This window comes from Psychrobacillus sp. FSL K6-4615 (assembly GCF_038008225.1).
In the GTDB taxonomy this organism is placed as follows: Bacteria; Bacillota; Bacilli; order Bacillales_A; family Planococcaceae; genus Psychrobacillus; species Psychrobacillus psychrotolerans.
The window spans coordinates 1,077,969-1,103,222 of the sequence record NZ_JBBOYQ010000001.1 but is presented as its reverse complement, the minus strand read 5'-3'; the positions used below and the strand labels follow the sequence as shown (position 1 = coordinate 1,103,222).

Below are 25,254 nucleotides of genomic sequence, written 5' to 3'. Positions count from 1 at the left end.
AAAATAGCGTTTGTTCTGTTAAAGAAAAAAATTTTGATATTCCTCAAATAAATTGTTAAAGTAAACTTTAAGTTGTGTTAAAATAAACTTTGTCTGAAAAATACTAGTTTATTTCCGAAGGAGCCTAAAAATATGCAAATCGGGAAAAAAATTAAACAGTTGCGCTTAAAAAAAGGTCTGACACAAGAAGAATTAGGTGAAAGAACCGATTTAAGTAAAGGTTTTATATCTCAATTGGAAAGAGATATAAACTCTCCTTCTATCGAAACGTTGTTTTCAATCTTAAACGTCCTAGGTTCCAAGCCAAAAGATTTTTTTGATGACGATGATCATTCTCGAACGAAAGTGTACTACCCGAAAGAAGAACAGACTATTTACTTGGATGATGAAAAAAAGTACAAGCTTCATTGGCTAATTTCAGAATCCAATGAAAATGAAATGGAGCCAGTACTAATTTCATTGGATATTGGGGGACAATTTAAACAATTCGAACCTTCTCTTTCCGAGACTTTCATATACGTGCTACAAGGGAAAGTGACACTCACTATAGGTAAACAAAACTATATAGCTACAGCTGGTGAATCACTTTATTTTGATGCTTCTGATAATCATCTTCTACAAAATGCAGCGGAAGAAATTTCAAAGGTAATCTATGTCGTTAACAATTCTTATTTGTAAGATACTTAAATAACAATGGAGGTATATTATGTCTGACAATACTATTATTCGTTTTGAAAATGTGACAAAATCATATGATGCAGAAACGACCGTATTAAAAAATATCAACTTAGAGTTAGAGCGAGGGAAATTTTATACTTTACTAGGTCCATCTGGTTGTGGGAAAACAACAATTTTACGTTTAATCGCTGGTTTTATGCAACCTACAAGTGGAAGTATTTACTTTAACGGCAAACTCATTAATAATGTCCCCGCCAATGAAAGACAGGTAAATACAGTATTTCAAGATTATGCGTTATTTCCCCATTTAAATGTATTTGAAAATGTAGCATTCGGTCTTCGCATTAAAAAGCTTGGCAAAAAAGTAATAGAACAAAAAGTAATAGAAGCTTTGAAATTTGTTAACTTAGTAGGTTATGAAAAAAGAGAAATTGCTGAAATGTCAGGCGGACAAAGACAACGTGTAGCAATTGCACGTGCCATTGTAAATGATCCTGAAATCATTCTATTAGACGAGCCCCTTTCTGCATTAGATTTAAAATTACGTTCTGAAATGCAATATGAGTTACGTGAGCTTCAACAAAGACTTGGCAAAACTTTTATATTCGTAACACATGACCAAGAAGAAGCATTGGCAATGTCTGATGAAATTTTCGTGTTAAATGAAGGCGAAATTGAACAAAGTGGTACTCCAATGGATATATATGATGAGCCGATTAATCGCTATGTAGCTGACTTTATCGGAGAGTCAAATATTGTTTCTGGTACAATGGTCGCTGATTTCCGCGTAAAAATTGGTGACAAAGAGTTTGAATGTGTGGATCAAGGACTAAATCCAAACGAAAAAGTAGATATCGTCATTCGCCCAGAAGATTTAGAAATAACAGCTGTTGACAAAGGGAAAATGAAGGTAAAAGTAGATACACAATTATTTAGAGGAGTTCACTATGAACTTTCTACTTACGATGATGAGGGAAATGAATGGCTAGTACATTCTACGAAAAAAGCAGACGTTGGTGCTTCTATTGGTTTAGATTTCGACCCGGAGGCTATTCACGTTATGCGTTTAAATGAAACAGAAGAAGAATTTGACAAACGTCTCGAGTCTTATGGAGAAGACGCATATGCATACTAAAACTACCAAAGCATTTTATTTAATACCTTATTATGTGTGGATTGTATTATTTGTTGTTGCTCCCATTGCTTTAATTGCATATTATTCCTTTTTCGATTTAAGTGGAAACTTCACTTTAGATAATTATCAAAACTTTTTTACTTCAGTTTACTTAAAGTTAACCTTGAGTTCGTTTTGGTATGCATTTCTTATAACTTTTTTTACTTTACTTATTGCATATCCAACAGCATATTTGCTAACAAAAACACGACATAAACAGCTTTGGTTGCTGTTAATCATCATTCCCTCTTGGATAAATTTATTATTGAAAACTTATGCTTTTATCGGGATTTTTGGTTTATATGGGCCTGTAAATGCATTTCTAAATGTATTTGGGTTGGAAGAAACACAAATTTTATTTACAGATTTTAGTTTCGTTTTTGTATCAGTCTATATATTTATCCCATTTATGATTTTACCTATTTTTAATTCATTGGATAAGTTAAATCCTTCCTTAATGGATGCTAGTCGAGATTTAGGTGCATCTAGCTGGACGACATTTTCAAAGGTGATTCTACCATTAACTATTAATGGGGTAAAAGCTGGAATTCAAGCTGTATTTATCCCTTCCCTTTCGCTATTCATGATTACTCGATTAATCGCGGGGAACAAAGTTATTACTTTGGGTACAGCTATTGAGCAGCAATTCTTAGTTACCCAAAACTGGGGAATGGGTTCTACAATCGCCGTTTTCTTAATCATCTTTATGGTAATTATAATGATCATTACTGGTCAACGTGATAAGGGGGCTTATGCAAATGGAAAAAACAAGTAAGTCAGCGAAGTTTTACTTAGCCCTTGTATTTATCGTTTTATATACGCCTATCTTATATCTGATTTTTTACTCGTTTAATAGTGGTGGAAATATGAATAATTTTGAATCATTTACTTGGGAACATTATTCTGCTGTCTTTTCAGATACTCGTTTGATCATGATACTTCTCAATACAGTAATTGTTGCTTTACTTTCTGCATTAATAGCAACAATAGTTGGTGTATTTGGTTCAATCGGCATTGTATTTATGCGAAACAAATCACTGCGCAGATCTATCCTTTCTTTAAATAATGTATTAATAGTAAGTCCCGATGTTGTTATTGGTGCATCGTTCCTAATACTATTTACAGCTATTGGGGTAAAACTTGGATTTGCATCCGTATTAATTTCTCATATTGCATTTAGTATACCCATTGTTGTATTAATGGTATTACCGAAGCTGCAAGACATGAATAGTACACTCATTGATGCAGCAGCAGATCTTGGCGCATCCAAACGTGATATTCTGACACGCGTAATTATCCCTTTTGTTAAACCTGGAATCTTCGCAGGATTTTTTATGGCCTTAACATATTCTCTTGATGATTTCGCAGTTACTTTCTTTGTTACAGGAAATGGCTTTAGCACACTTTCAGTTGAAATTTACTCGATGGCAAGAACTGGTATTACGTTAACGATTAATGCTTTATCGGGAATCATATTTATAGTGACACTAGTTCTCGTGGTTGGGTATTATTTTGTTAGCCAACGCGGGAAAAACCCTGTCGGAATGGGGGTTCGAAAATGAAAGAAATAACAAGAGCAGCTATAGCCATTGTTGTCGTTTGTATCATTTTGTTTGGTGTCAATAAATATTTAAACCAAAGCTCTGGCAATGCCAGTAGTGATACATTAACTATCTTTAACTGGGGTGAATATATCGATCCCGATTTGATCTCTCAATTTGAAGAAGAATCAGGTTATCGTGTTGTGTACGAAACATTTGACTCCAATGAAGCAATGATGACAAAAATAGAACAAGGCGGAACTTCTTATGATATTGCGGTACCTTCAGAGTACGCAATTGAAAAGATGAAAGAAAATGACCTATTACAAGAAATTGATCATTCTAAGATTCCGAATCTAAGCAATATTGATCCATACTTTTTAGACTTAGCATTTGACCCTAAAAATAAATACTCCATTCCTTATTTCTGGGGAACAGTTGGAGTTGTGTTCAATCCTTCTCTTCTAGACGGACAGACCTTTGATAGCTGGGAATCACTTTGGGACCCATCTTTAGAAGGTGAAGTGTTACTAGTAGATGGTGCACGTGAAATTATTGGGATGGGATTAAATAGTCTCGGTTATTCCCTTAACTCTACGGATGAAAAAGAATTGCTGGAAGCTACGGCGAAACTGAAGGAATTGACTCCAAATGTAAAAGCAATTATCGGAGATGAAGTAACTCAGCTAATGATAAATGAAGAAGCTTCCGTAGCTATTACTTTCTCTGGGCAAGCAGCTGATATGATGTGGGAAAACGAAGGATTAGATTATTCAGTCCCTGAAGAGGGATCGAATCTTTGGTTCGATAATATGGTTATACCTAAAACTGCTGCAAATGTGGAAGGTGCTCATGAGTTTATCAACTTTATGTTAGATGCAGAAGTTGCCGCACAAAATGCAGATTATGTTGGATATTCCATTCCTAATACCGCAGCAATTGAGTTAATGGATGAAGAAGTAACTTCTGATGAGCGATTCTATCCCTTAGAAGAAGCTAGAGAAAATCTAGAAGTATATAAAAACCTAGGTCTTGAAATGCTTGGTAAATATAACGAGCTATTCTTAGAATTTAAAATGAGTGCTAACTAAATGGGAGAGTCGTCATAGTGACGACTCTTTTTATTGCGTAGAAAGTATATAATAAATTACCATATACACTATTTTAATGATTGAAAGAGAGAATGAATGAATAATACTACTGGTTTCTATTTCAGTGGCCGCTTTCCGCGGGGGGAGCGGAGCGAGGGAATCGGCTGAAGTCGTGCCCACGGAAAGCGTCCGCTCGCAGCGAAAATCAACGGCATATTTTTAGAGGATTGGGCGTCTTTTTTCTCGTTTTTTTTTATGTTAAATATTATATAATTCGTTACTCGAAAGTTTTTATTCTTTTAGGAATATGGTAGAATCTATAGACGCATAAAAGTAATTACAGAAAGCAGGAGTATTATGGCGAAGAAAACAAATAGTTCGGCCTTATATATTTTAATGTTCAATATGTTTATTGCTATGTCGGGGATAGGATTAGTAATTCCAGTAATGCCTCAATACCTAGAAACCTTTGGTGTTGCAGGTCAAGCTCTCGGATTTATTATAGCTTCCTTTGCATTAGGTCAGTTTCTATTTTCCCCACTTGCAGGTGACCTATCTGATAAACTGGGACGAAAAAAACTAATTATTGTAGGATTGGTCATTTTTTCGGCATCTCAATTATGGTTTGGGTTAGCTACATATGAATGGATGTTGTATGCTGCACGATTTATAAGTGGTATTGGGGGAGCCTTTTTAATACCAGCCACTATGGCATTTGTTGCAGATATTACTACATTAGAAGAGCGTGGGAAAGGAATGGGATTCTTAGGAGCTTCTATGTCACTAGGCTTTATGATTGGACCAGCGCTTGGAGGATTTTTAGCAAGTGTAAGCTTATCGTTCCCATTTTACATGGCATCTTTAGCAGCTTTGATTGCAGGAATAATATCTTTAATCATTCTACCCGATATTAAAAATACTGTTTCCGAAATACCGTCGGAGCCTAAAAAGCGCGAAAACATCATCACACAGATGAAAAATTCAGTGAAGACACCTTACTTCATGATGTTAATCATAATTTTTGTTTTCACTTTTGGAATAGCAAACTTCCAAACGACGTTCTCATTATATGTAGATCATAAGTATAATTATACTCCACAGGATATTGCTGTTGTCTTAACAGTTGGTGGGTTTATAGGTGTCATCGTGCAAACGTTAGTAGTGGAGAAACTATTTAAACGTTTTGGCGAATTAAATGTTATCTTAGTCAATTTGGTTGTAGCTGCAATAGCTTTTCTACTATTCTTTGTAGTAGACGGCTTTGCACTTGTATTGCTTGTCGCATCTATCTTCTCTACTGCAACTACACTCATCCGACCAGCAGTAAATACAGTAATTTCTAAAATGGCTGGTAATGAGCAAGGATTTGCTGCTGGTATGAATAATGCTTATATGAGTTTAGGAAGTATGATTGGACCAGCGCTAGCAGGGATGTTTTTTGATATTAATATAAGCTATCCGTTCATTGTAGGATCTATCATACTACTAGCTTCGTGGGCTATCACACTTATATGGATTAAAAGAAAAAAACCGATAATTTAATTTTGAATTAACTTATCAATACTCTTTCTCGGAAGTGAAATTTATTAAGACGTTTTTACTGTATGATTTCCGAGTGAAATTTTAAGGATGCTTGATGATTATGACTTCTGTCACAACCATCAAGCATCCTTTTTTGGTAATTTTATGCCTTATCTCTTTTTCTTTTCTCTAACTAGTTTCCCCACGTAGGTTGTAGTCGTATTTACTGGTTCCGCTTTTTTGCCAGATCTTTTGAACGGAGAAAGCAATAGGTGGAAACCAAATCTTCTTATTGTAATATCGATAAAGAACAAGAAGATAGCTAACAATAGAAGAGACTGTTGAATAGATTGTTTCTCTGAACTAGAGAGTTCCATTTCTCGGAAAGCTTCAGATGGTTCAGTTAGTATCTTTCCATTTGTTCTACTTGTAATCATTTCCAGAATTGCTGTATTCGGCTTTTGTATTTTGTATTCCTCGCTATAAGGAACGGAAATACCTGCCTGGTAAACAGCATCTTGTTCATTGGAAATTCGGAAAAACACTAATCCTGGTTCACTATCTATTGTTACCCTTGCTTTACCTGGTGCAATTGCTTCAGATGTAACAGAAACCTCTTCGCCTTTTTCATTGACAACTGCTACGTCCAAAAATGATGACTTTCCTGACGGATCTGTAACAGTAAAGGATTCATCCGAGGACTTTTGAATAGAAAAAGGCACCTCACTATATGCTGGTAATAACCTGGAGACTGCTGTATTCCAAAAATCTCCCCAATTAGCCCATCTCGCTAGGTCACCACTCCATTCACCAGTGGAATCCGATGTAAAAGCAATTGTGCGACCGAGTCCATACATCCATTCAGCTAATACCGGATCCTTTTTTTCACTTTCAACAACAACGGAAGCTGTTTGTTTAGGTGTTGTGGCAATATAGGCATTCATTTGAGGAACTCCTTCTGCAAACAAACTTGTCCATGCAGCATCTCCAAAAATAGTGGGATAGAACGGATTATCTTCAATATAGGTTCTTGAGATCATTGCTGTCTCGGTGGACATTATAGCAGGAATAGTAGATTCATCTTGGACATCGTAGAACGTGCCCCCTCCCATTTCTGCTAAACTTTCTAGTAAAGATCTATCCGCATCTTGCCCAACTGCAACAGTGGAGACTGTTATTAATCCCTCTTTACCACCTTCTATCAACGTTTGATAGTCATTGTTGGTAGCTGACTGACCATCTGTCAACAAGATAATATGTTTTCGCTGAAGTTTAAGAGGTGATAAATTTTCGTATGCTAGCGCTAAGCTCGTATAAATTTCTGTTCCTCCGCCTGTCCCTACAGATAGTATGCTTTCTACAGCTGTTTCTTGGTCATTCAATGGAGCAGTATCAATTATTTCCCATGGTCGATCATCAAAAGCGATAAATCCGAGTGTATCTCCTTCTCGAAGCATTTCTACAGAACGCGCTGCTGCTTCCTTCGCATATTCTAATTTTGTTCCACTCATACTACCTGACCTATCCATAACGATAATTAACCCCAGTGAAGGCAGTTGTTGCTTTCCTTTTATCTCCATCTCCACTGGTAATAATCGCTCAATAGGACTCTTAAAATAGCCTCCTAAGCCAAAGCTGTTTTTCCCTCCGACCATCATAAAACCCACACCAAAGTTTTTCACAGCCTGTTCAATAACCATCATCTTCTGTTCACCGACGACATGACCAGGTACATTATCAAATATAATCGCATCATATGATAAATAATTTGATAAATCAAAAGGCAGGACACCTGCATCTATAACATCCGTTGTAATCGCTTGTTGATCAATGACTGTGGCAATATTAGAAGAATTACCGTCATGCGTAACTATTAGAAGTCGTGGAGAACTCTCTACATTTGTGACACTTGTCAACTTGTTATTCTCTATTAGTCCATCCTCAGCCAGCACAACTTGTACTTCATATTTAAGTAATCCTTCGCCCTTAGATGCATTTCTAAATGTATACGTATTAGTGCCAGGTTCTACATTTATTTGTTCGCGCGTGAGTAGCTGATCATTTTGATATAGAAGTAACTCGGCCACTGCTTCACTTGTGGCATCAAGGGTAACATTTAATTGTTGCTGTTCTCCTTCAAAAGCCACAGGCGGCGTCTCAAAGGAAGTTATAGCGACATCTTCCGATGACAGACGAGCCATTTGAACAACATCTATCGTGACATTCCCTCCTGCGATTTTCACAATTTCATCACTAACAGATCCAATTGTTTCTATCCCATCTGTAAAGAGGACAATTCTTGTAGCTTTGTTTGGCTCAATAATACCTGTTGAAAGCTGCAGGGCTTTCGCTAAATCTGTATTACTTGGATCTGACATAGGAGTGAAAACTGGTAAATTCACTTCTCCCGTTGTTAGCGCTACTTCCGTTTGAAAATTCTCTGCAAATGTATAAACACCTACTAAATGGGTCATTTTTTTAGACTTTAAACTTTCCTCTACCCACTCCGTTATTTGTTTGTCAGTTCCTTGTAGAGAAGCAGAGCGATCTACCAAAAACAGAACCTGCTCTTCTTTGACAGGTAACAAAAGATAGGGATTAGTAATTCCTAATATTAAGCACAGAATAGCCAGTATCCGTATACTAAAGACTACTTTCCCCTCTCGCTTAAAGATTTTCTTATCTTTTCGCCAAGTCCAAAGAAAATAAAAACCAATAGGAATTAATAGTAAAAGCCAAAGTGGTTGGTCAACTCGTAAATCCACGTCTTCTTTGCACCTCCCACTCTATTACAAATAGTAAAATTAGTAGTATTAATATAAATGGAACAAAGGAATTGGCTTGATAGTCTTCCTCAGCATTCATCTGTTGTCCATTCACTTTATATGAAGTACCTTTTTCAATTACTTTTTCCTCTTGAGGCAATATGACAGAAAGATTCTTCTCAGCATCTTTCGTACGTAGAACATATAAGCCTGGTTTATGTGGTGCTACGAACTTCCCACCATTTTCAATAGCATACTCATATTCATCATTCATCGTATAAATTTCCCACTCGTCCAAAGCACCAAGAGATAAAGGCTTTCTCTCGTTAGGAGTGAATGTTCCTAAATAATCACTTCCTGATGAAAGTTGCTCCTTTACACTCCACATAAATAGTGGAAACGTAGGACTCAGTGGCCAATCTGTCATTTGAATATCTGCAAGGATAATAATATTTCCAGATGGTGAGGTTTGGATGAATGGATCATCCCCTACAGAAGCAATAGTAGTATAGCCCTCTATAGGCGGATACACTGAACTCACATATATGTCCTTTAAATCAGCAAAAGCAAATAATGGAGATTCAGTTGTCTGAACGTTTCCATTTACTTCCTTTGGTATAGCATCGTTCCTGCCTATATATAAGATTGGCCTTTCATCCTCTATATTTACGCCAAACTGATTGGTGACCATCATACCTTCATCCTTTAACAAACCAACTTGCTCTGGAGGAACACTACTCACCTTAATGTCTAATGACTGAAAAGCAGTTCGAACTAGCGAATGAATGGTGCTATCTATGAAAACATTAGACAATTGATCCTGCATGAATATAATATTTTCATTATCTAAAAGGTAAGAATCTTGGATGTCTATATTTGCTTTTAAATAACTTGAATTGACTAGTTCATCAAAAGATAATGTAATCGTTTCTTTTGGCGGTAAATTGACAACTTCCGTTACTAATATTTTCTCTTCATTGGATATCGTCAGCTCTGTTGTACTCTCTTTTTCTGATTGATTTTCAATTTGAACTAGTGTTGAAATTCCATTTGCTGTTTCTGTTGCACCAAATCTTTTAATAGATGCATTGGTAACCTCAGTTGTTAAAGCTTCCACATTCCAGCTTACATTTTCATGTTGCAACGGAAGAGATTGCCTTTCTAAATCATCTGTAAAAATATACACAGAGGTTGCTTTATCTTGAAAAAAGGATTGGGTAAAATCAAGAGACTTTGACATATTTTCTGCTTCATAGCTTATCTCTAGTTTATTTATCTCTTTAATCATTTGCTCTGTATTCTTTTCTTTCCTCAATAGGACAACTGGCTCATTTCCCGTTGTGATTAATGTTAAGGGCTTACCCGATAATTCCTCGACTAACTCAAGCATTTTACTTCTATGCTGTTCAAAAAGAGAAGTAGCGTTATTTACATTTACTTTCATCGTTGCAGAAGTATCTACGACAAACACAATCTGTTCCCCAGCAATCGATTTTGTTTTCCAATAAGGTTGAAGTAATGCTAGAACAAGCAAAAGCATGGCGAGCATTTGTAAATAAAACAAAGCATTCCGCTGCAAATGTTGTAAATATGGGGATGCCTTTGTTTCTTTCATTGCCTCCTGCCAAAACAGTGTAGAGGAAACAGATTTTTTTACATATTTTTTTCGAAAAAAATAATATAAAAGCACAGCAATTGGGAAAATGGCTGTCCAAGAATATATTAACTGATTAATACCCAAACCTATTCACCTCATTGCACCCAGTTTGCTCTTAATAATTGTTGAAACATTGTATGTGATATTCCTTCATCTGCATTTACCTGCAGTATTTTAATACCAAACTTATGACAAAGTAGTTCTAATTGTTGTTGATGCTCTTTTCTTTCTCGATGAAATGATTCAAGTACTCTGGAGGAAATAGAGACATTTACTTGTTCCAACGTTTCAATATCTTCTAATTGAACATCCCCACCGTATGATGGAGCGAGCTCCTCATCAGTAACTACTTGTAATATTCGAATATCACCAGCGAATTTTGGCAATTTCTGTAGAAATCGTTCCCATGAAGCAATACTTTCTAAGCAATCTGTAATCACAAACAATACAGTACTGTCTTTCGGTAAAAAAGGAAGTGCATTATCTGTAAAAGTGGAAGTCATTGCTGGTTTGTCTATGTCAGAAATAGTTTGAACGAACGCTTTTCGGTAGGTTGCACCCTTTCTTCTAAAGGGCGGCTTTTTGTCTTCATTAACAGCTGAAAAAGATAAACGATCATCTCTCTGTAATACAAGAATTCCTAAAGAAGCAGCTAATTGCTTAGCAAAGTTCCATTTCAGTGAATCTCCCATAGACTTAGTCGTATCAAGTAAGATATGCACTCGCATTTCTTGTTCGTCTAAAAAACGTTTAATAAAATACTTGTCTGTACGTGCATAAACATTCCAATCTATTTGCCGTACATCATCACCTGGCGAGTATTCACGAAAATCCGAAAAATCTAGAGATGCACCAAAACGCTGAGATCGATGGGAGCCTTTATGTTGGCCTCTGAGTTTCGATTTAGTTGAGATGGATAATCTACTTAGCTTACCTGCCCAATCCTTTGGTACTAATTGTTCACTACTCATACAACTTGTCCTTGTTTTACTGTTTGTAAGATAAGATCGATTAGTGCATCTGCCGTTTTACCTTCCGCTTCCCCTTCATAATTGAGTAATAAACGATGTCTCAATACCGGTTTAGCCACTGTTTTAATATCCGCTATCGACACATGATATCTCCCAGCAACCAATGCTCTAGCTTTGGCTAACTTTATGAGACTTTGTAATCCACGAGGACCACTTCCATATTGAACATATTGGGTTATTTCTGGGATGCTTGCTTCCTCAGGATGCGTTGCGGCAATAATATCTACTGCATATTCCAACATATCATCTGCTATAAGGACTTCCTTTACCATTTGCTGTGCACGCACTATTTCTTCTGCGTTCATTACTTTATTCAGTTGAATCGTTAATCCACCTGTCGTGCGTTTTGTTATTTCCATTAACTCGGCTTTAGAAGGATATGCTACTAATATTTTACATAAAAAACGATCCATTTGAGCTTCTGGTAAAGGGTAGGTACCTTCCATTTCAATTGGATTTTGCGTTGCAAGGACGAAGAAAGGTCGGTCCATTTGTTTAGTGTCACCGAGCACGGTAACTGTTTTTTCTCCCATAGCCTCTAACAGTGCACTTTGTGTTTTAGGTGTGGCGCGATTTATCTCATCAGCTAACACCATTTGGCTAAAGATTGGTCCCTTTTGAAAGGTAAATTGTTGTTTACCATTTTCTAATCTTTCAATCATACTAGTACCAGTTATATCAGATGGCATTAAATCAGGCGTGAATTGAATACGTGAAAAGGATAAATCTAACACTTCCGAAACTGTCCGTATGAGCATTGTTTTACCCAATCCGGGTAATCCCTCGAGAAGGGCATGCCCATCAGCCAACACACAATAAATGGAGAATTCAACAGCCTCCTTTTGACCAACTATAAATTGACCTATTTCCGTTCGAACATCATCTAAACGCTTACTCATATCCATATAGTCTTCTGTTGTATAAGTCATGTTTCCCCTCCGTTATTCTCTTTTTTCAACTGATGAAAAGTAATCTTGGACGATTCTTTGTAAGTCAGCTGGTAATTGCATGCGCTCGGAACTTTTTATATAAGACTCCGAATAATCATTAACTACCTCTTTATATGGTCTTGATGAGCCGCGAGTTATAGCAGTATCCGCGGGTTGTTCACTAGCAGAATTTCCGTCTCCCAGTCCACCTGAATCGACTGAAGTTTTCCCGTTTCCACCAATCCTTGGAGGTATAGACAGTAAATCTCTACTTCCTGAACCTAAACCTGCGCCTGACCCTGTTCCTTGGCCTTGACCTTGACCCTGGCCTTGGCCTTGGCCTTGGCCTTGGCCTTGGCCTTGGCCTTGGCCTTGACCCTGTCCTTGTCCTTGTCCCTGTCCTTGTCCTTGTCCTTGTCCCTGTCCTTGTCCTTGTCCTTGTCCCTGTCCTTGTCCCTGTCCTTGTCCTTGGCCCTGTCCTTGGCCTTGACTTTGACTTTGTCCTGCGCCAGAATTAGGTGGATTTTTTCCCTGCTGCCCATTTTTATTGCTTGAAGATTGCGAACTATTATTTTGAGCTACCCCAGCACTGTATGGTAAAGATTTCCCCATCTTACTTAGTGTAGTGCGAGAATTTGATGCACTTTTAGCTAGTGCATTATTAATATCCTCTAACGAAGCGAGTTCTTTTTGCTCCTCGGTACTTAAAGAGGATTCAGACGTCCCTTCTTGTTCGGCTACCTTTTTCTTTTCTTCTAGCTTCTGTTCTTTTAGTGCTAATTCTTTTTGCTTTTTCACCACTTCACGCAAAGTTTCTTCTGCTATATCTAAATCTTTAAGTTTTTCTTTAAGATCATTCAATTCTTTTTTTACTGGCTTTGACAATTCCTTTTTCTCAAGCTTACTTACTTCTTTCTTTAGTTCCTTTACAATCTCTTGCTCTTGTTCCAAATCCTTAGCTTCTAATTGCGTTGCAGCTGGGAATACATACAAACTGAGAACTGCTGCAAAAGCCAAAACAAACCCTATAATCCATTTGGGTTTAAAGTATTTTTTGTCACGCTTCTTAAAAAGAAGGAAAGCACTCTCACTGTTTGTTTCTGCTTTGTCTATTAATCCTTTAGCAAGAAGAGATTTCCCCTCTAGAAAACTTAAAGCACTTACAAGTAAATTATCAACAAAATATGCGTCCAACTTTTGTACTGCTTCTCCACTTGAGGGTCTTTTCCAAAAAGCATAAAGATAAGTGCCTATAAAAACAGAACTTCCAACAATGATGGAAGTTCTTAAAAAATATGGAAAGACAAATAAACGAGATACCAATAGGATAAGCGCAGTGGCACTAAAACCATAAAAGAGGGCCGCTTGGAGCATTCTGACATAATGCTCCATAGCTAGACTATTTCTTGCCCTTTGAACGTATCTGATCAGTTTTTTCGGAGTAGTCATCCATTTGTCCTCCTTATTTTGTCCGTTTCATATTTACTCGTAATTTTTTCACCGATATGAAAATTGATATTACTGTAATACAAATATAGAAGATGGCGTAGCCTGCCCAAATAGGGAAATCGACCTTCGTTGTATCTGTTATAAATGTATCTGACCCTGGTGATATAAGTGTTAAGACGAGGACCACCGGATTTATACTCGCAAAGAAATGCCCCAACGGGGAAGATGCTATCGAACCAGCTACCATGCTGTTCATTCCTGTAATTACTAAATAAATAAAACCCGTCACCGCACTTAAGAAAATCATTGTCCCATATGTTGCAATCATAGAAACAATCGTCTTACGAATGATGGTCGAGTACATAATTCCAATACTTCCAATAGCTAGCATCGTTAAAAAGAAAAATAAAAATATAATTCCTAATTGACCTGGTGACACCCCACCGAATAAGAAAACCATACTATAAATAGGTAATCCCGCTATTAATAATAGTAATAAAAAGGCAATAGATGACGTTAATTTGCCCGAAATAATTTGGAAAGAAGTTTGTGCGGTCGTTAATAATATATTCAATGTTTGTTTCTCCCGCTCTGAGCTAATAGCACCTGCCGTTAAGCCTGGAGTGATGAAAAGTATTAAACCTAATTGTATATAAGTAAGCATTGCAAACATAAAAAAGCTTTCTTCCGGACGGAAATATCCAGTTCCTGTAAATTGAGTTGTTAGTAAAATAAATCCAAAAACAAAAATACACATAGCAATTAAATAAAATAGAATTCCTACAAAACTTTTTGGGGAACGAAAGCGCAACTTTATTTCCTTTACCAATACCGGGTTAGAAAACACCTGCTTCATTTATTTCGCTCCTTTCGTTATTTCCATAAATACATCCTCAAGATCCGTTTCTGTCTCGGCGAAGGAAATAATTCTAATCGAATGGTCCATTGCCTTTTTAAGTAAATCGATTTGATCGTCATCAGTCCCTCGATAATTGAAGGTCACTGAATTTTTATCCGTGTGTAATTCCACAGAAGAGACAAAAGGATCCTCTTCAAAAAAAGTAGCAACATTTTCTAATAATCCTTTTACTTTCACCGTAATATGTCTTTCTCCTGCAAGCTGAGCTTGGATATCTGCAACGGAGCCATGCGCGATCAATCTTCCCCCATCTATTACACCTATTTCATCACACATTTCCGCTAACTCCGGTAATATATGGGAGGATATAAGAATCGTTTTCCCCATTCCTTTTAGCTGCTTTAAAATATCTCTCATCTCTACCCGTGCTCTTGGATCAAGTCCAGAAGCTGGTTCATCCAATATAAGAACCTTTGGATCATGTATCAATGCTCGTGCAAGGCATAAGCGTTGTTTCATCCCTCGTGAAAGTAAGTCCACATATTCATAACGCTTATGAGTCAAGTTCACTAGTTCGAGCAACTGTGGAATTAATACTTTTCTTTCCGCTTCAGAAATCCCATAACTAGCGCCATAAAAATCTAAATATTCATTTGCTTTCAACTGATCATACACTCCAAAAAAGTCAGGCATATAACCAATTTGTTTACGTACTTCACTTGCATCTGTCCTTACACTTTTGCCATTTACAATGGCGTCACCAGAGGTTGGTTGCAGTAATGTAGCCAGTATAGAAAAAGTGGTCGATTTCCCTGCTCCGTTTGCACCTACGAAACCAAATACAGTGCCTTCTTGTAGCGTTAAATTTAGATCATTAAGTGCAAAAAATGAGCCGTATTTTTTAGTTAATCCTTTAATTTCTATCATTGCTTCACTTCCCCCTTCATACGCACTTCTGGAAGTCGTGTATATGGATCGCCTTGTACTGATTTTTTAATTAATTTGTATTGGATTACTCCTGATTGATCGATATACGTATTAATATTTTCAGTTAAAGTAAATCGACTTTCTGTAATCTCTTCAAAAGATTTTGTTTCTAAGTTCCAAATTTCAATATTATGAGAATTTCGATCTGTATTCGCTATCTGTAACTGCGTCCAATTCACCTTATCTAAAGGAAGTGTGTCTGGAACTTTCCAGTGTATATTATATTCTCCATCATCTAAATACCACTCGAAGTTATTGCCTTGGACTGGTTCCATGTATTTACCGAATTGCTCGGTATTTACAACTACTGAGAACGTATTAGCTGGGAGTGTAAATTCACCTGAGAAAATAGTAGTAGCTGTGAAAGGTTGAATAACTAAATGCAAGGCAGAAAGCTCCACTTTTTTATCCTTCAACTCAACTGGAAGAATATTATCTTCTGCAAAACCAGTTATAGCAGGTGTTGAATTTGAATTATTTAACATAAGACTTGATGAATAAAGTGCTTGCTTACGTTGTGTTATTAGATCCATTTGATTTGCATTATATGTTCCATAGCTTGCACTAGCGTATGGGTTAGAAATGGGCATTAACATAACGGTACCCAAATCCTTATTTATCTCTATTTTTTCTCCAGCAGCCATGTCACCTAACTTATATAGCTTACTACCCGACCAAATAGAAACATCCTTTAAGCCAAAAGGAAAATTACTTTGAACTGTACCATGTATTTTACTAGAATCTACTGTTAAATCTACATTAAAGTTACCTACATCTTGCAATTGGGTCTCCCCAAATAAGGAAGATACAGACCAATAACCAACATCACGGAAGATCAGTTCACTCTTGGCTGCATGTTTTTCCATAATAGCATTTTCATGCACATTTGCAGTTTGACCTGTTAATGAGTTAGTACCTCTTTTTGCAACCATCGTAGTAGTATTTGGCGCTTCAAAAGTGAAATTTCCACCTTTGTTACTCAATATAGATTCAGCATAATATCCTTGTAGGCTCTTATCTTCATTGACTTGAAGAAACGATGATTGCTGAACTTGCGGCCTTGCTATTCGATCCTTGGCGCCGTATCCAAAAATAGCAAGGGATGCAATTATTGCAGTGAGAGGAATGATACCCCAAGCATACTCGCGCTTATCTTTTCTTTTCAAAATAATATATAACAGTGGAACTATTATGATCATATAAAATACGACAATTCCAATCATTAGTGGGGTAGATACCTTAAAGGAACTAAATAACGAATTCGTTTCCCCTAGATTGTATACAAGCTCGTCTTTCATATTATAACCATACATACTTTGTGTATTTTTCACTTGAACTGACTGCAATATAGTAGACATTAAGTCATTATAAACGGGATCATCTGCCAATGGTGCATCCCCTAGTGAAAAAGTAGTTTGGATGATTGTTCCGCTTCCCAATTGTTTCTTGCCAGCTAGTATCATCCCATCGAGTTGGACTAGTGGGGTAGACCCATTGTTCAAAGTCGCATCATATAACTTTAAATCATTTGTCAACAAGCTCTCTGTTAATGCACTTAGATTCTGAGGAGTAATACTTTGTGTTGTCGTATGTAAGTTTAATGGTAAATAGTCAGCTAGATTTCCAAGCTCACCTATTACATTATCAGAGGCTCCAATTACTATTATTCCGCCTGACGATACATAATCGATAAATGCTTGCTGTTGTTGTTCAGTTAAATCAGCAATTACAAACTCATCGATAATAATGTAATCTGCCATTTCCCAAGCAACCGCTTCATCAGGTAACGTAAAGTTACTCTGCTGGGCTACATGGATAATTTCGTTGTTCACCTGATTTGGTTGTTTCAGTTGAGTGAGAACCTTTAAGCGATCTGCACTTTCCGTCAATGTTAAATAGAAAGTCGTTGCAGGGTCTGAAAAATTTGGTTTCAACGTCTTATTTCCTTTGTAGGCAATGGATTTCCCTTTTTCCCATCCTCCTTCAAAAAAGTGAATCAACTGAAGACTATTTCCAGAATACATATAGTCTTCCGCTAGCCCACTTGCTGCAATTTGGACAGTTTTTGTTTCCCCTGCGCCAATTTCAAAAGGAATAGACTGGGCATTTCCTAAACTATAGGATTCTGCTAAATCTAGGACGATGTCACCTGAAAATGCATCTCCCTTGTTTTCTACGGTTAGAGTTACAGGTAATCCTTCCCCATATTTTGCTTTTCCATTAAACCCAGTTGTTACTTTTACATTTAGTTCAGGTTCTGGCGCAGCTAAAGCTTCTAATGATGGCGTAAATATTAAATAAAATATTAATGCTGAAATAACCACCATAAACTTTTTAATATACATCTTTTTCCCCCCTTGTCTATATATGTATTAGTACGTTAATGGTATAGTTAGGTTCCATTATTGAAAGTTATTTGCATGTTTTTTTACAATTTCGACAAAAGCATTAACCTGGGGTAAATTGAAAGCCGCATCATAGCCGATTAACCATGTATCTCTTGTCAATTCAAATTGCTCTTCATTATTCGTTAATGGTATTTTGTTGACATCTTCATGACCCGTTAAAGTGATCGACGGTAGAATTGCATAACCTATTCCATTTAGCGCCATTTGCTTACAAGTTTCAATTTGATCGACAATAATTTGCCTTTTCGGATTAACCGTAAAATGTTTTTGCCACCATTGTTGAATTTCCTGGTAGTAGTTAGAATCACTTTTAAATTGAATAAAGGGCTTATCCGTCGTCAACACTTCCTCTATCGACGTCATCTCCTTGTCCACCAAATATAAAGTATCTCTAAATAAGTGAATCTTATTTCCCTTCCAGTCAGATTGGCCACGCACTATGCCAATCTGCGCCTCGCCATCATAAATGGATTTCACAATTTCTGAGCTCCATCCGGTCAATAATGAGATTTTCGCTTCTGGATAAGTTTGTACAAAGTCTTTTAATACTTTTGGCAGCCAATTTTGTCCAACGATCGAAGCACATGCAATTTTCAATGTCCCATGTACTTTCGATGATAAGGATTGAATTGCTTCAAATACTTCTTCTCTTTGTTGAAGCATCTGGTTAGCAAACTCAATGACAAGTTCCCCCTCTGGCGTAACCGTTAGACCTTTTTGTGATCTCAAAAAAAGCTTAGTATTCCACTCTTTTTCAATTGTTTGCAGCCTAAGAGACAATGCCGGTTGAGACAAAAACAGTCTTTCCGCTGCTTTTCTCATATTTTGTTCCTCAGCTAATGTACGAATTATTAAAAAGTCTGTTACCATTTGCTTACCTCTTTTCGGATAGGATTATTTTAAGCTTTATACGCTTATAAGAAAAAACGGATAGAAGCTCCCGGTACAGTACTATAAGTTCAAGGGTATCACTTCGGCGGGATGAGTGAGACAGATGAGACATTGTAGCTCTATGTTCAAATATATACTTTCCTAAAAAAAGAAGGCCAACTAGGATTGGCCTTCCCTTCTAACTGTTTAAAATTTTATTGTGCTTGATAAAGATACTTTTTCATTTGCTTTAAAATAACTCTTCTTGTTAAAATCCCCAAAAAGGTCTTCTCGTCATCTACGACACAAATATACGGGTTATCTACTAATAAATCCAACCCTTTTTGAAATTTTTCATCTACATGAATAACCGCGATGTCTTTTTTCATAATATCGTCAACTTTTAAATCTGGTAAACGTTCATATTCAATATGTTCTAATCCTAAAATTTCATCCGTAATTTGTTGAGAGCTTATTAACCCCTGAAGTCTATATTTTACATCTAATACTGGGATCGAAGAATACCCAGTTTTAGTAAGTACAAGTAAAGCATGTTCTGCGTTATTTCCTAATTGTACATGTGCAACCTTCTCTGCAGAAATAATGAATTCCAAAATAGGAATTTGTAAAAAGTCTTTGCTGCTCACAGTTATCATTGCATCCTACTCCTTTGTTTGCTTTCATCATAAGAAAACACCCTATGTAACTATCATAGCATATTAAAGGAATAAAAAAACCATGTAATCGCTTACTTTTATGTTAGAAAGGATTAGGATTCAACCATTGCCCGCCATCTAACGTAACAATCTCTCCATTCATATATGAAGCCTTGTCGGATAATATAAATGTTGCAAGTTCTGCAATCTCCTCTGGTTTTCCAAGTCTGCCCAGTGGTACTGATTGAAGTGTTCGTTTCGCAGCTTCTTCAGATTCCCATAGTTTTCCTGCTCCACCAGTACGTTCGATAGGTCCTGGGGCTATACCATTTACACGGATACCATATTTACTTCCCCATTCAACCGCTAAAGTTCTTGTTAACGACATTACCCCAGCTTTTGCAGCGGCTGAATGGACAACTCCTGCTCCTGCCCCCCATGCATATGTAGCAAGCATATTTAAAATAGAACCTTTACTCCCCTTGCTAATCCAATAGTTTCCAATAGCACTTGAACAATAGAAAGAACCATTAAGTACGATATCAATTACCGCTTTCCAACCATTAGGGGAAAGTTTTTCAGCTTCTACTATAAAATTACCCGCTGCATTATTAACTAAACCATCAATATGGCCAAATGTTTGATCTGCAAATTGAATCATTGCTTCTACATGCTCAGGCTCACGAACATCCATTTGGAAGTACGCTATATTACTACCATATGCTTCTATTTCCTTTTTAGCGCTCTTCAACTTTTCTAAATCTCGGCCAGTTATGACTACATTGGCTCCTTCTGAAACAAATTTCATCGCCATGTATTTTCCCATCCCGTTTGAACCACCAGTAACTATTATCGTCTTCTCTTTTAACAATATAAACACCCCTTTTAAATTGAATGAACATTCACTCATTATATTATCATAGATAATAAAAAAAAGCCGTAAATTCTCTAAACGAATTTACGGCTATGTGCGTTGCATATAAGATTCATTGATATGTTCAATTGAGACAGGTTTACTGAACAAATAGCCCTGAGCTTTTTGGCAATTTGCCGCTTTGAGAATTTCTACTTGTCGATCCTTTTCCACTCCCTCAGCAATTACTTCCATCCCTAAGTTGTGCGCAAGTTGGATAATAGTTCTAGCAATAGCTGCATTTTTATCGTCTAATTCCATATCTTTGATAAAAGATTGATCTATTTTAATAATATCAATAGGATATTTCTTTAAATAACTTAGTGAAGAATAACCAGTTCCGAAGTCATCAATTGAAATAACAACTCCTATATCCTTCAGTTCTTTTAAAGTAGAAAAAGTATCTTGCATATCGGTCATAGCACTCTCGGTAATCTCCACTTCTAACGAACTCGGACTGATACCATACTTTTGTATTTTTTCGTTAATCTTTCTAGCGAAGTTATCTTGGATAAACTGTTTTGGCGATATATTTACTGCGATTCTAACTGGGCGATAGCCTTTTTCTTGCCAATACTTTAGCTGCTTACAAACTTCTTCTAGCACCCATTCTCCTATTTGCATAATCATTCCTGATTCTTCTGCAAGTGGTATAAAATTCATAGGTGATACATATCCAAACTTCCTATTATTCCAACGAAGTAATGCTTCAAATGAATTTATCTCACCAGTTACTAGATTAACTTGTGGCTGGTAATGGATAGAGAATTCTTCCTTCTCAATTGCTCTTCTTAAATGTGATTCCATTAATGCATCATTAGGAAAAGCTAAGTTCATTTGTTCTTGATAGAAACGGTAATGTGCCCTTCCTCTATCTTTAGCAATATATAATGCTTGATCTGCTTTGATAAGTAACTCATCCATTTTTTTCCCATCATAGGGGAACATCGAAATCCCAATTGAAGCCGTGACGAAATATTCTTGATGGTCTAAGTATAAAGGTTTAGAAAGTTCTAATAATATATTCTCTGCAAAGTCACTAGTCTCGTCTCTAGATTTACCAACCACTATAAAAACAAATTCGTCGCCACTTTGTCTATATAAATTACTCGATTTATCAATATATAATCCAAGTCGATCTGCAATTTTCTTGAGCAATTCATCACCGTAATTGTAGCCAAGTGATTCATTTATCATTTTAAATCGATCTAAATCTATCCTAACTACTGAAATTTCAGTTCCTGACATTGCATTCACCACATTATCTTGTAAATGTTCCTTCAATGCTCGTCTATTCCACAAGCCAGTAAGGTGATCATGATATGCAAGATAATATAGCTGTTCTTGTTCATCAGATTCTGCGGTTGTATCGCGCAGAACTAAGTGAAAAGTAGTCACAATATTATTTTTTTCCAGTGGGATAGCTTTTATATACATCGGTATATAATGCCCTTTAACATGCTGTATTAAGCAACTTTGCATTTCTGTAGGATAGCCTGTTAATGTTTGTTTCATCATTAACTGGAAATTTCTCCTCGAATTTTCTTCTATTAAGATTTCAATAGATTGTCCTACTAAGTTTTTTGGATTATACCCTAAAATTTTTGAAGTAGTACCGTTTAGATCGAGGATCTCTCCATTCTCAAAAACTGATATGACGGGGTCCAAATTGTTATTAAAAAGAGACAGATATTTATCTTTAAACCCTTTTAATATACTTATTTCTTTCTCCTCGTTCGTCCTATCATTCATTGTCACACTATAGATCGGTTCTATTCCATCTTCTAATAGGACAATGGTTATATCATATGTAAATAACTTTTTATGTATAGTAAAAGGTATATTTGGATAAAGCTTATACTTACCATTATTGACAAGCATAGGTTGTAATTGGTTCAACACTACTTCTAATGTACTTTGATCTAACGGATTTAAAATTGAAGTAGCAGCATCATTTACATAAATTAAGGAAAATTTATTTTGTTCCTCTTTTTTCAACAAAAATGCTAGAATCAAAGGGTTTTCGTCGATAATCTTTATTAAATAATCACTGATAGCTAAATTTTTATTTGATGAATTATGCATATAGTCCTCCAATGATTATTTAAAAGTACTTGATATATAGATAACTTTACTTCATTTTATCGGTTTGTTCACTACTTTCTTTAGGATAATTATTCAAATATATTTATTTTTCACTATTCTTTTGGTTTGTGTACACAATTAACTACAAAATTGGTATGATATAATTATGGAGCAACTTTCGAGGAGGATTATATGTCCGTTATATTTGATGAAAAAAGCATAGCAACAGCAATTTATACTGTTAATCGTCATGCGAAAACAGCAATAGACAACAAACCGCTATACGAATTAAAGAAGTTAACGATTGAAAAGTTAATAGCTGAAAATAAAGCAAAAAAAGTTGGTCTTCATTTCGTACGAAACCCTAAAAATAGTCAACAACAATCCTCTGTCTTAATCCAGTATGCCGACTACTATTTTCATATAATTCCGGTAAAAGAAGATTTTAAGAACCTCCCTCACCTTGGGCATTTAGACGACTCATATCGAAATCCAATTCGAAAGATGAATTTAAAAATGGCTAAACAGTTACTTACCGATTATATTGGTCCTCAACTTATTGTAAAAAAGCCTTCAAAGCAACCTGTTGTTTGTACTAAGTCCTATATGAAAGAAAACTATAAACGTACCATGAAATCCTATTTAGACAGGTAAGAAATTTTATACAAAAAACTAGCAGGAAGAAACTAATCCCCTTGCTAGTTTTTTTGCGTTATTCAATATAAACCATAGACTAACCTACAAAATAAATTTGTCGATTTTCAAGACCAGCTCAGCTATTTCTGGTTTACTAATTTGGTCCTCTGCTCCGACTTGGTCTCCTTTATGACGAAGATCATCCGTAATTAAACTGGAGAAAATAAGTACAGGCAACTTGGATAAAATAGTATGCTCTTTTATCTTTTTAGTCAATGTGTGACCATCCATCTGAGGCATTTCGATATCTGTTACAACGATTTGTACATGCTCAGCAATATCATTCGTCACTTTAGTTATTTGGTCTAAATAGTTAATAGCATCTAAACCATTCTCAAAAAATTCTAGGTTTGCGTAACCAGCTTCCGTCAAAGTGTCATGTAATAGTTTACGAAGTAAAGGGGAGTCCTCTGCTACTACAATTTTTTTGTCTGATCGCTCACGTTTACCAAGCTTTTTCACAGACTCGACACTAATACCTGATTCTGGATTAATATCGACAATAATTTTCTCGAAATCTATTAATAGAATCATTTCTTCTTGTCTTTTAATAACTCCAATAACATGGGAAGAACTACCTTGATAAATATCGGATGGTTTTTCAATTTGATCCCAAGAGATACGATGAATTTGCGTGACATTATCTACATGGAAAACAACACGTTGTTTATTGAACTCTGCTACTATAAATTTTTCTTGATCACTCTTGTTTTGAACAGGAATTCCTAAGACTCGGTTCATGCTTACTACTGGCAATACCTCACCGCGAAGTTGAACAATCCCTTCCACATGGGGGTGCGCGTGTGGAATAAATGTAATGCCAATAGGCTGAATTATTTCTTTAACTTTAATCACATTTATACCAAATTTATTTTGTCCAATCTGAAATTCCACAATTTCTAATTCATTTGTGCCACTTTCAAGTAATATTCCTTTTTGATCGCTCACGACAATTCGCCTACCTTCATAATATGTACAGTTATTATAACATGTAGTAGTAAATAATTACTATATTATATGTACAGATTTATTAAGGCTTGTGTACCATTTTCGGAATACCCTTCTTCCATTAGTTCCTCATATAAGGATTTGGCAAGTGCTAAACCTGGTAATTGAAGACCCATTTTATCCGCCTCTTCTAAAGCAATCTTCATGTCTTTCACAAAGTGCTTAATATAAAAGCCAGGCTCATTATTTCCTGCTATCATTCTTGGGGCCAAATTACTAAGTGACCATGATCCTGCTGCTCCTGTTGAAATGGAGCGTAAAACTTGGTCTAAGTCTAAGCCAGCCTTTCTTCCATAAGCTAATGCCTCACAAACACCAATCATACCTGTAGCGATAGTTATTTGGTTACACATTTTAGTATGTTGACCAGCACCAGCTGTCCCTTGGTATAAAATCGTTTCTCCAAATAGACTTAGAATAGGAAGTGCTAGTTCAAATGTCGATTTTTCCCCACCACACATAATAGAAAGCTTTCCAAGCTGTGCACCAATATCTCCTCCAGAAACAGGGGCATCTAACGATAGCATCCCTTTCTCTTTTGCTTTTTCTTCAATTTTCTTAGCTAAGGTTGGTGTCGAAGTTGTCATATCTATCACAATTAGATTGACATTGTCTATTTGAAAAATACCATTATCGCCAAAATACACTTCCTCCACATCTTGTGGATAGCCAACCATAGTGAATAATATCTCTACTTTCTTTGCAACCTCGCTAGGGGAGGAAACCAATACTGCTCCTTCTTTGACTAAGTCAGCTGCCTTCTCTTTTGTTCTTGTATAAATCGTTACTTCATGATGAGCATTCAATAGATGCTTTACTAAACTTTTCCCCATTACACCTGTACCAATAAAACCAACATTAAATTTTTTTGACATAGTTAATCCCCCATTTATATTTTTCAATACATTAAGTGTACCAAAAAAAGAGGACCATCCA

General features: G+C 36.2%; 21 protein-coding genes. 7 read left to right on the top strand and 14 right to left on the bottom strand.

Annotated features, from left to right (window positions below; translation table 11 throughout):
• Nucleotides 1–132: 132 nt before the first annotated feature.
• The 6 genes from MKX53_RS05140 (at nt 133) to MKX53_RS05115 (ending at nt 6,026) form a co-directional block, all read left to right on the top strand.
• A complete protein-coding gene (locus tag MKX53_RS05140) occupies nt 133–678 on the top strand; it encodes a helix-turn-helix domain-containing protein (protein ID WP_093535454.1) in 546 nt (181 codons plus the stop codon).
• A 28-nt stretch (nt 679–706) separates the two neighbouring features.
• On the top strand, nt 707–1,813 hold the full coding sequence (locus MKX53_RS05135) for an ABC transporter ATP-binding protein (RefSeq protein ID WP_340909650.1): 1,107 nt from the start codon (nt 707–709) through the stop codon (nt 1,811–1,813).
• Nucleotides 1,803–2,627: an ABC transporter permease gene (locus MKX53_RS05130; RefSeq protein ID WP_340909649.1), complete on the top strand. Its 825-nt coding sequence runs from the start codon at nt 1,803–1,805 to the stop codon at nt 2,625–2,627. The genes MKX53_RS05135 and MKX53_RS05130 overlap by 11 nt, the downstream gene beginning before the upstream one ends.
• Nucleotides 2,611–3,414 carry an ABC transporter permease gene (locus tag MKX53_RS05125; RefSeq protein ID WP_093535460.1) on the top strand — a complete coding sequence of 268 codons (804 nt, stop codon included), beginning with the start codon at nt 2,611–2,613 and terminating at the stop codon, nt 3,412–3,414. The genes MKX53_RS05130 and MKX53_RS05125 overlap by 17 nt, the downstream gene beginning before the upstream one ends.
• Nucleotides 3,411–4,484, top strand: a complete 1,074-nt coding sequence (locus MKX53_RS05120) for an ABC transporter substrate-binding protein (protein WP_093535462.1) — start codon at nt 3,411–3,413, stop codon at nt 4,482–4,484. Before MKX53_RS05125 ends, MKX53_RS05120 begins: the two co-directional genes overlap by 4 nt.
• 357 nt (nt 4,485–4,841) lie before the next feature.
• Nucleotides 4,842–6,026, top strand: a complete 1,185-nt coding sequence (locus MKX53_RS05115) for an MFS transporter (protein ID WP_340909646.1) — start codon at nt 4,842–4,844, stop codon at nt 6,024–6,026.
• 149 nt (nt 6,027–6,175) lie between these two features.
• Here the strand turns inward: MKX53_RS05115 and MKX53_RS05110 are convergent, their stop codons facing one another.
• The 12 genes from MKX53_RS05110 to MKX53_RS05055 form a co-directional block, all read right to left on the bottom strand.
• Complete coding sequence (locus tag MKX53_RS05110) at nt 6,176–8,770, bottom strand: VWA domain-containing protein (RefSeq protein ID WP_340909644.1); 2,595 nt, start codon at nt 8,768–8,770, stop codon at nt 6,176–6,178.
• Nucleotides 8,754–10,511 (bottom strand): vWA domain-containing protein, encoded by a 1,758-nt coding sequence (locus tag MKX53_RS05105; RefSeq protein ID WP_340909642.1) that lies wholly within the window; start codon nt 10,509–10,511, stop codon nt 8,754–8,756. Before MKX53_RS05105 ends, MKX53_RS05110 begins: the two co-directional genes overlap by 17 nt.
• 11 nt (nt 10,512–10,522) lie before the next feature.
• A complete protein-coding gene (locus MKX53_RS05100; RefSeq protein WP_340909640.1) occupies nt 10,523–11,398 on the bottom strand; it encodes a DUF58 domain-containing protein in 876 nt (291 codons plus the stop codon).
• Nucleotides 11,395–12,387 carry an AAA family ATPase gene (locus MKX53_RS05095; protein ID WP_340909637.1) on the bottom strand — a complete coding sequence of 331 codons (993 nt, stop codon included), beginning with the start codon at nt 12,385–12,387 and terminating at the stop codon, nt 11,395–11,397. The genes MKX53_RS05100 and MKX53_RS05095 overlap by 4 nt, the downstream gene beginning before the upstream one ends.
• A 12-nt stretch (nt 12,388–12,399) precedes the next feature.
• Complete coding sequence (locus MKX53_RS05090) at nt 12,400–13,836, bottom strand: hypothetical protein (RefSeq protein ID WP_340909635.1); 1,437 nt, start codon at nt 13,834–13,836, stop codon at nt 12,400–12,402.
• 13 nt (nt 13,837–13,849) lie between these two features.
• Nucleotides 13,850–14,692, bottom strand: a complete 843-nt coding sequence (locus MKX53_RS05085; protein ID WP_340909633.1) for an ABC transporter permease — start codon at nt 14,690–14,692, stop codon at nt 13,850–13,852.
• Nucleotides 14,693–15,622, bottom strand: a complete 930-nt coding sequence (locus MKX53_RS05080) for an ABC transporter ATP-binding protein (protein ID WP_093535476.1) — start codon at nt 15,620–15,622, stop codon at nt 14,693–14,695. It lies immediately after the preceding gene.
• Nucleotides 15,619–18,027: a hypothetical protein gene (locus tag MKX53_RS05075; RefSeq protein ID WP_340909631.1), complete on the bottom strand. Its 2,409-nt coding sequence runs from the start codon at nt 18,025–18,027 to the stop codon at nt 15,619–15,621. The genes MKX53_RS05080 and MKX53_RS05075 overlap by 4 nt, the downstream gene beginning before the upstream one ends.
• A gap of 57 nt (nt 18,028–18,084) precedes the next feature.
• Entirely contained in the window at nt 18,085–18,960 is an 876-nt protein-coding gene (locus MKX53_RS05070) for a LysR family transcriptional regulator (protein ID WP_093535480.1), read from the bottom strand.
• Between the two features lie 215 nt (nt 18,961–19,175).
• Entirely contained in the window at nt 19,176–19,616 is a 441-nt protein-coding gene (gene cbpB, locus MKX53_RS05065) for a cyclic-di-AMP-binding protein CbpB (RefSeq protein WP_093535482.1), read from the bottom strand.
• A gap of 103 nt (nt 19,617–19,719) precedes the next feature.
• The gene (gene fadH / locus MKX53_RS05060) at nt 19,720–20,487 is read right to left on the bottom strand and encodes a 2,4-dienoyl-CoA reductase (protein ID WP_093535484.1); all 768 of its coding nucleotides are present in this window, start codon (nt 20,485–20,487) and stop codon (nt 19,720–19,722) included.
• 93 nt (nt 20,488–20,580) lie between these two features.
• The gene (locus tag MKX53_RS05055) at nt 20,581–22,614 is read right to left on the bottom strand and encodes a sensor domain-containing protein (protein ID WP_340909630.1); all 2,034 of its coding nucleotides are present in this window, start codon (nt 22,612–22,614) and stop codon (nt 20,581–20,583) included.
• A gap of 192 nt (nt 22,615–22,806) precedes the next feature.
• Between MKX53_RS05055 and MKX53_RS05050 the strand changes: the two genes are divergently transcribed.
• Nucleotides 22,807–23,268, top strand: coding sequence for a YkyB family protein (locus MKX53_RS05050; RefSeq protein WP_340909628.1), 462 nt, complete (start codon nt 22,807–22,809; stop codon nt 23,266–23,268).
• 84 nt (nt 23,269–23,352) lie between these two features.
• Here the strand turns inward: MKX53_RS05050 and MKX53_RS05045 are convergent, their stop codons facing one another.
• Nucleotides 23,353–24,258, bottom strand: coding sequence for a chemotaxis protein (locus MKX53_RS05045; RefSeq protein WP_340909625.1), 906 nt, complete (start codon nt 24,256–24,258; stop codon nt 23,353–23,355).
• Between the two features lie 65 nt (nt 24,259–24,323).
• Entirely contained in the window at nt 24,324–25,193 is an 870-nt protein-coding gene (locus MKX53_RS05040) for an NAD(P)-dependent oxidoreductase (RefSeq protein ID WP_340909623.1), read from the bottom strand.
• Nucleotides 25,194–25,254: the final 61 nt, after the last annotated feature.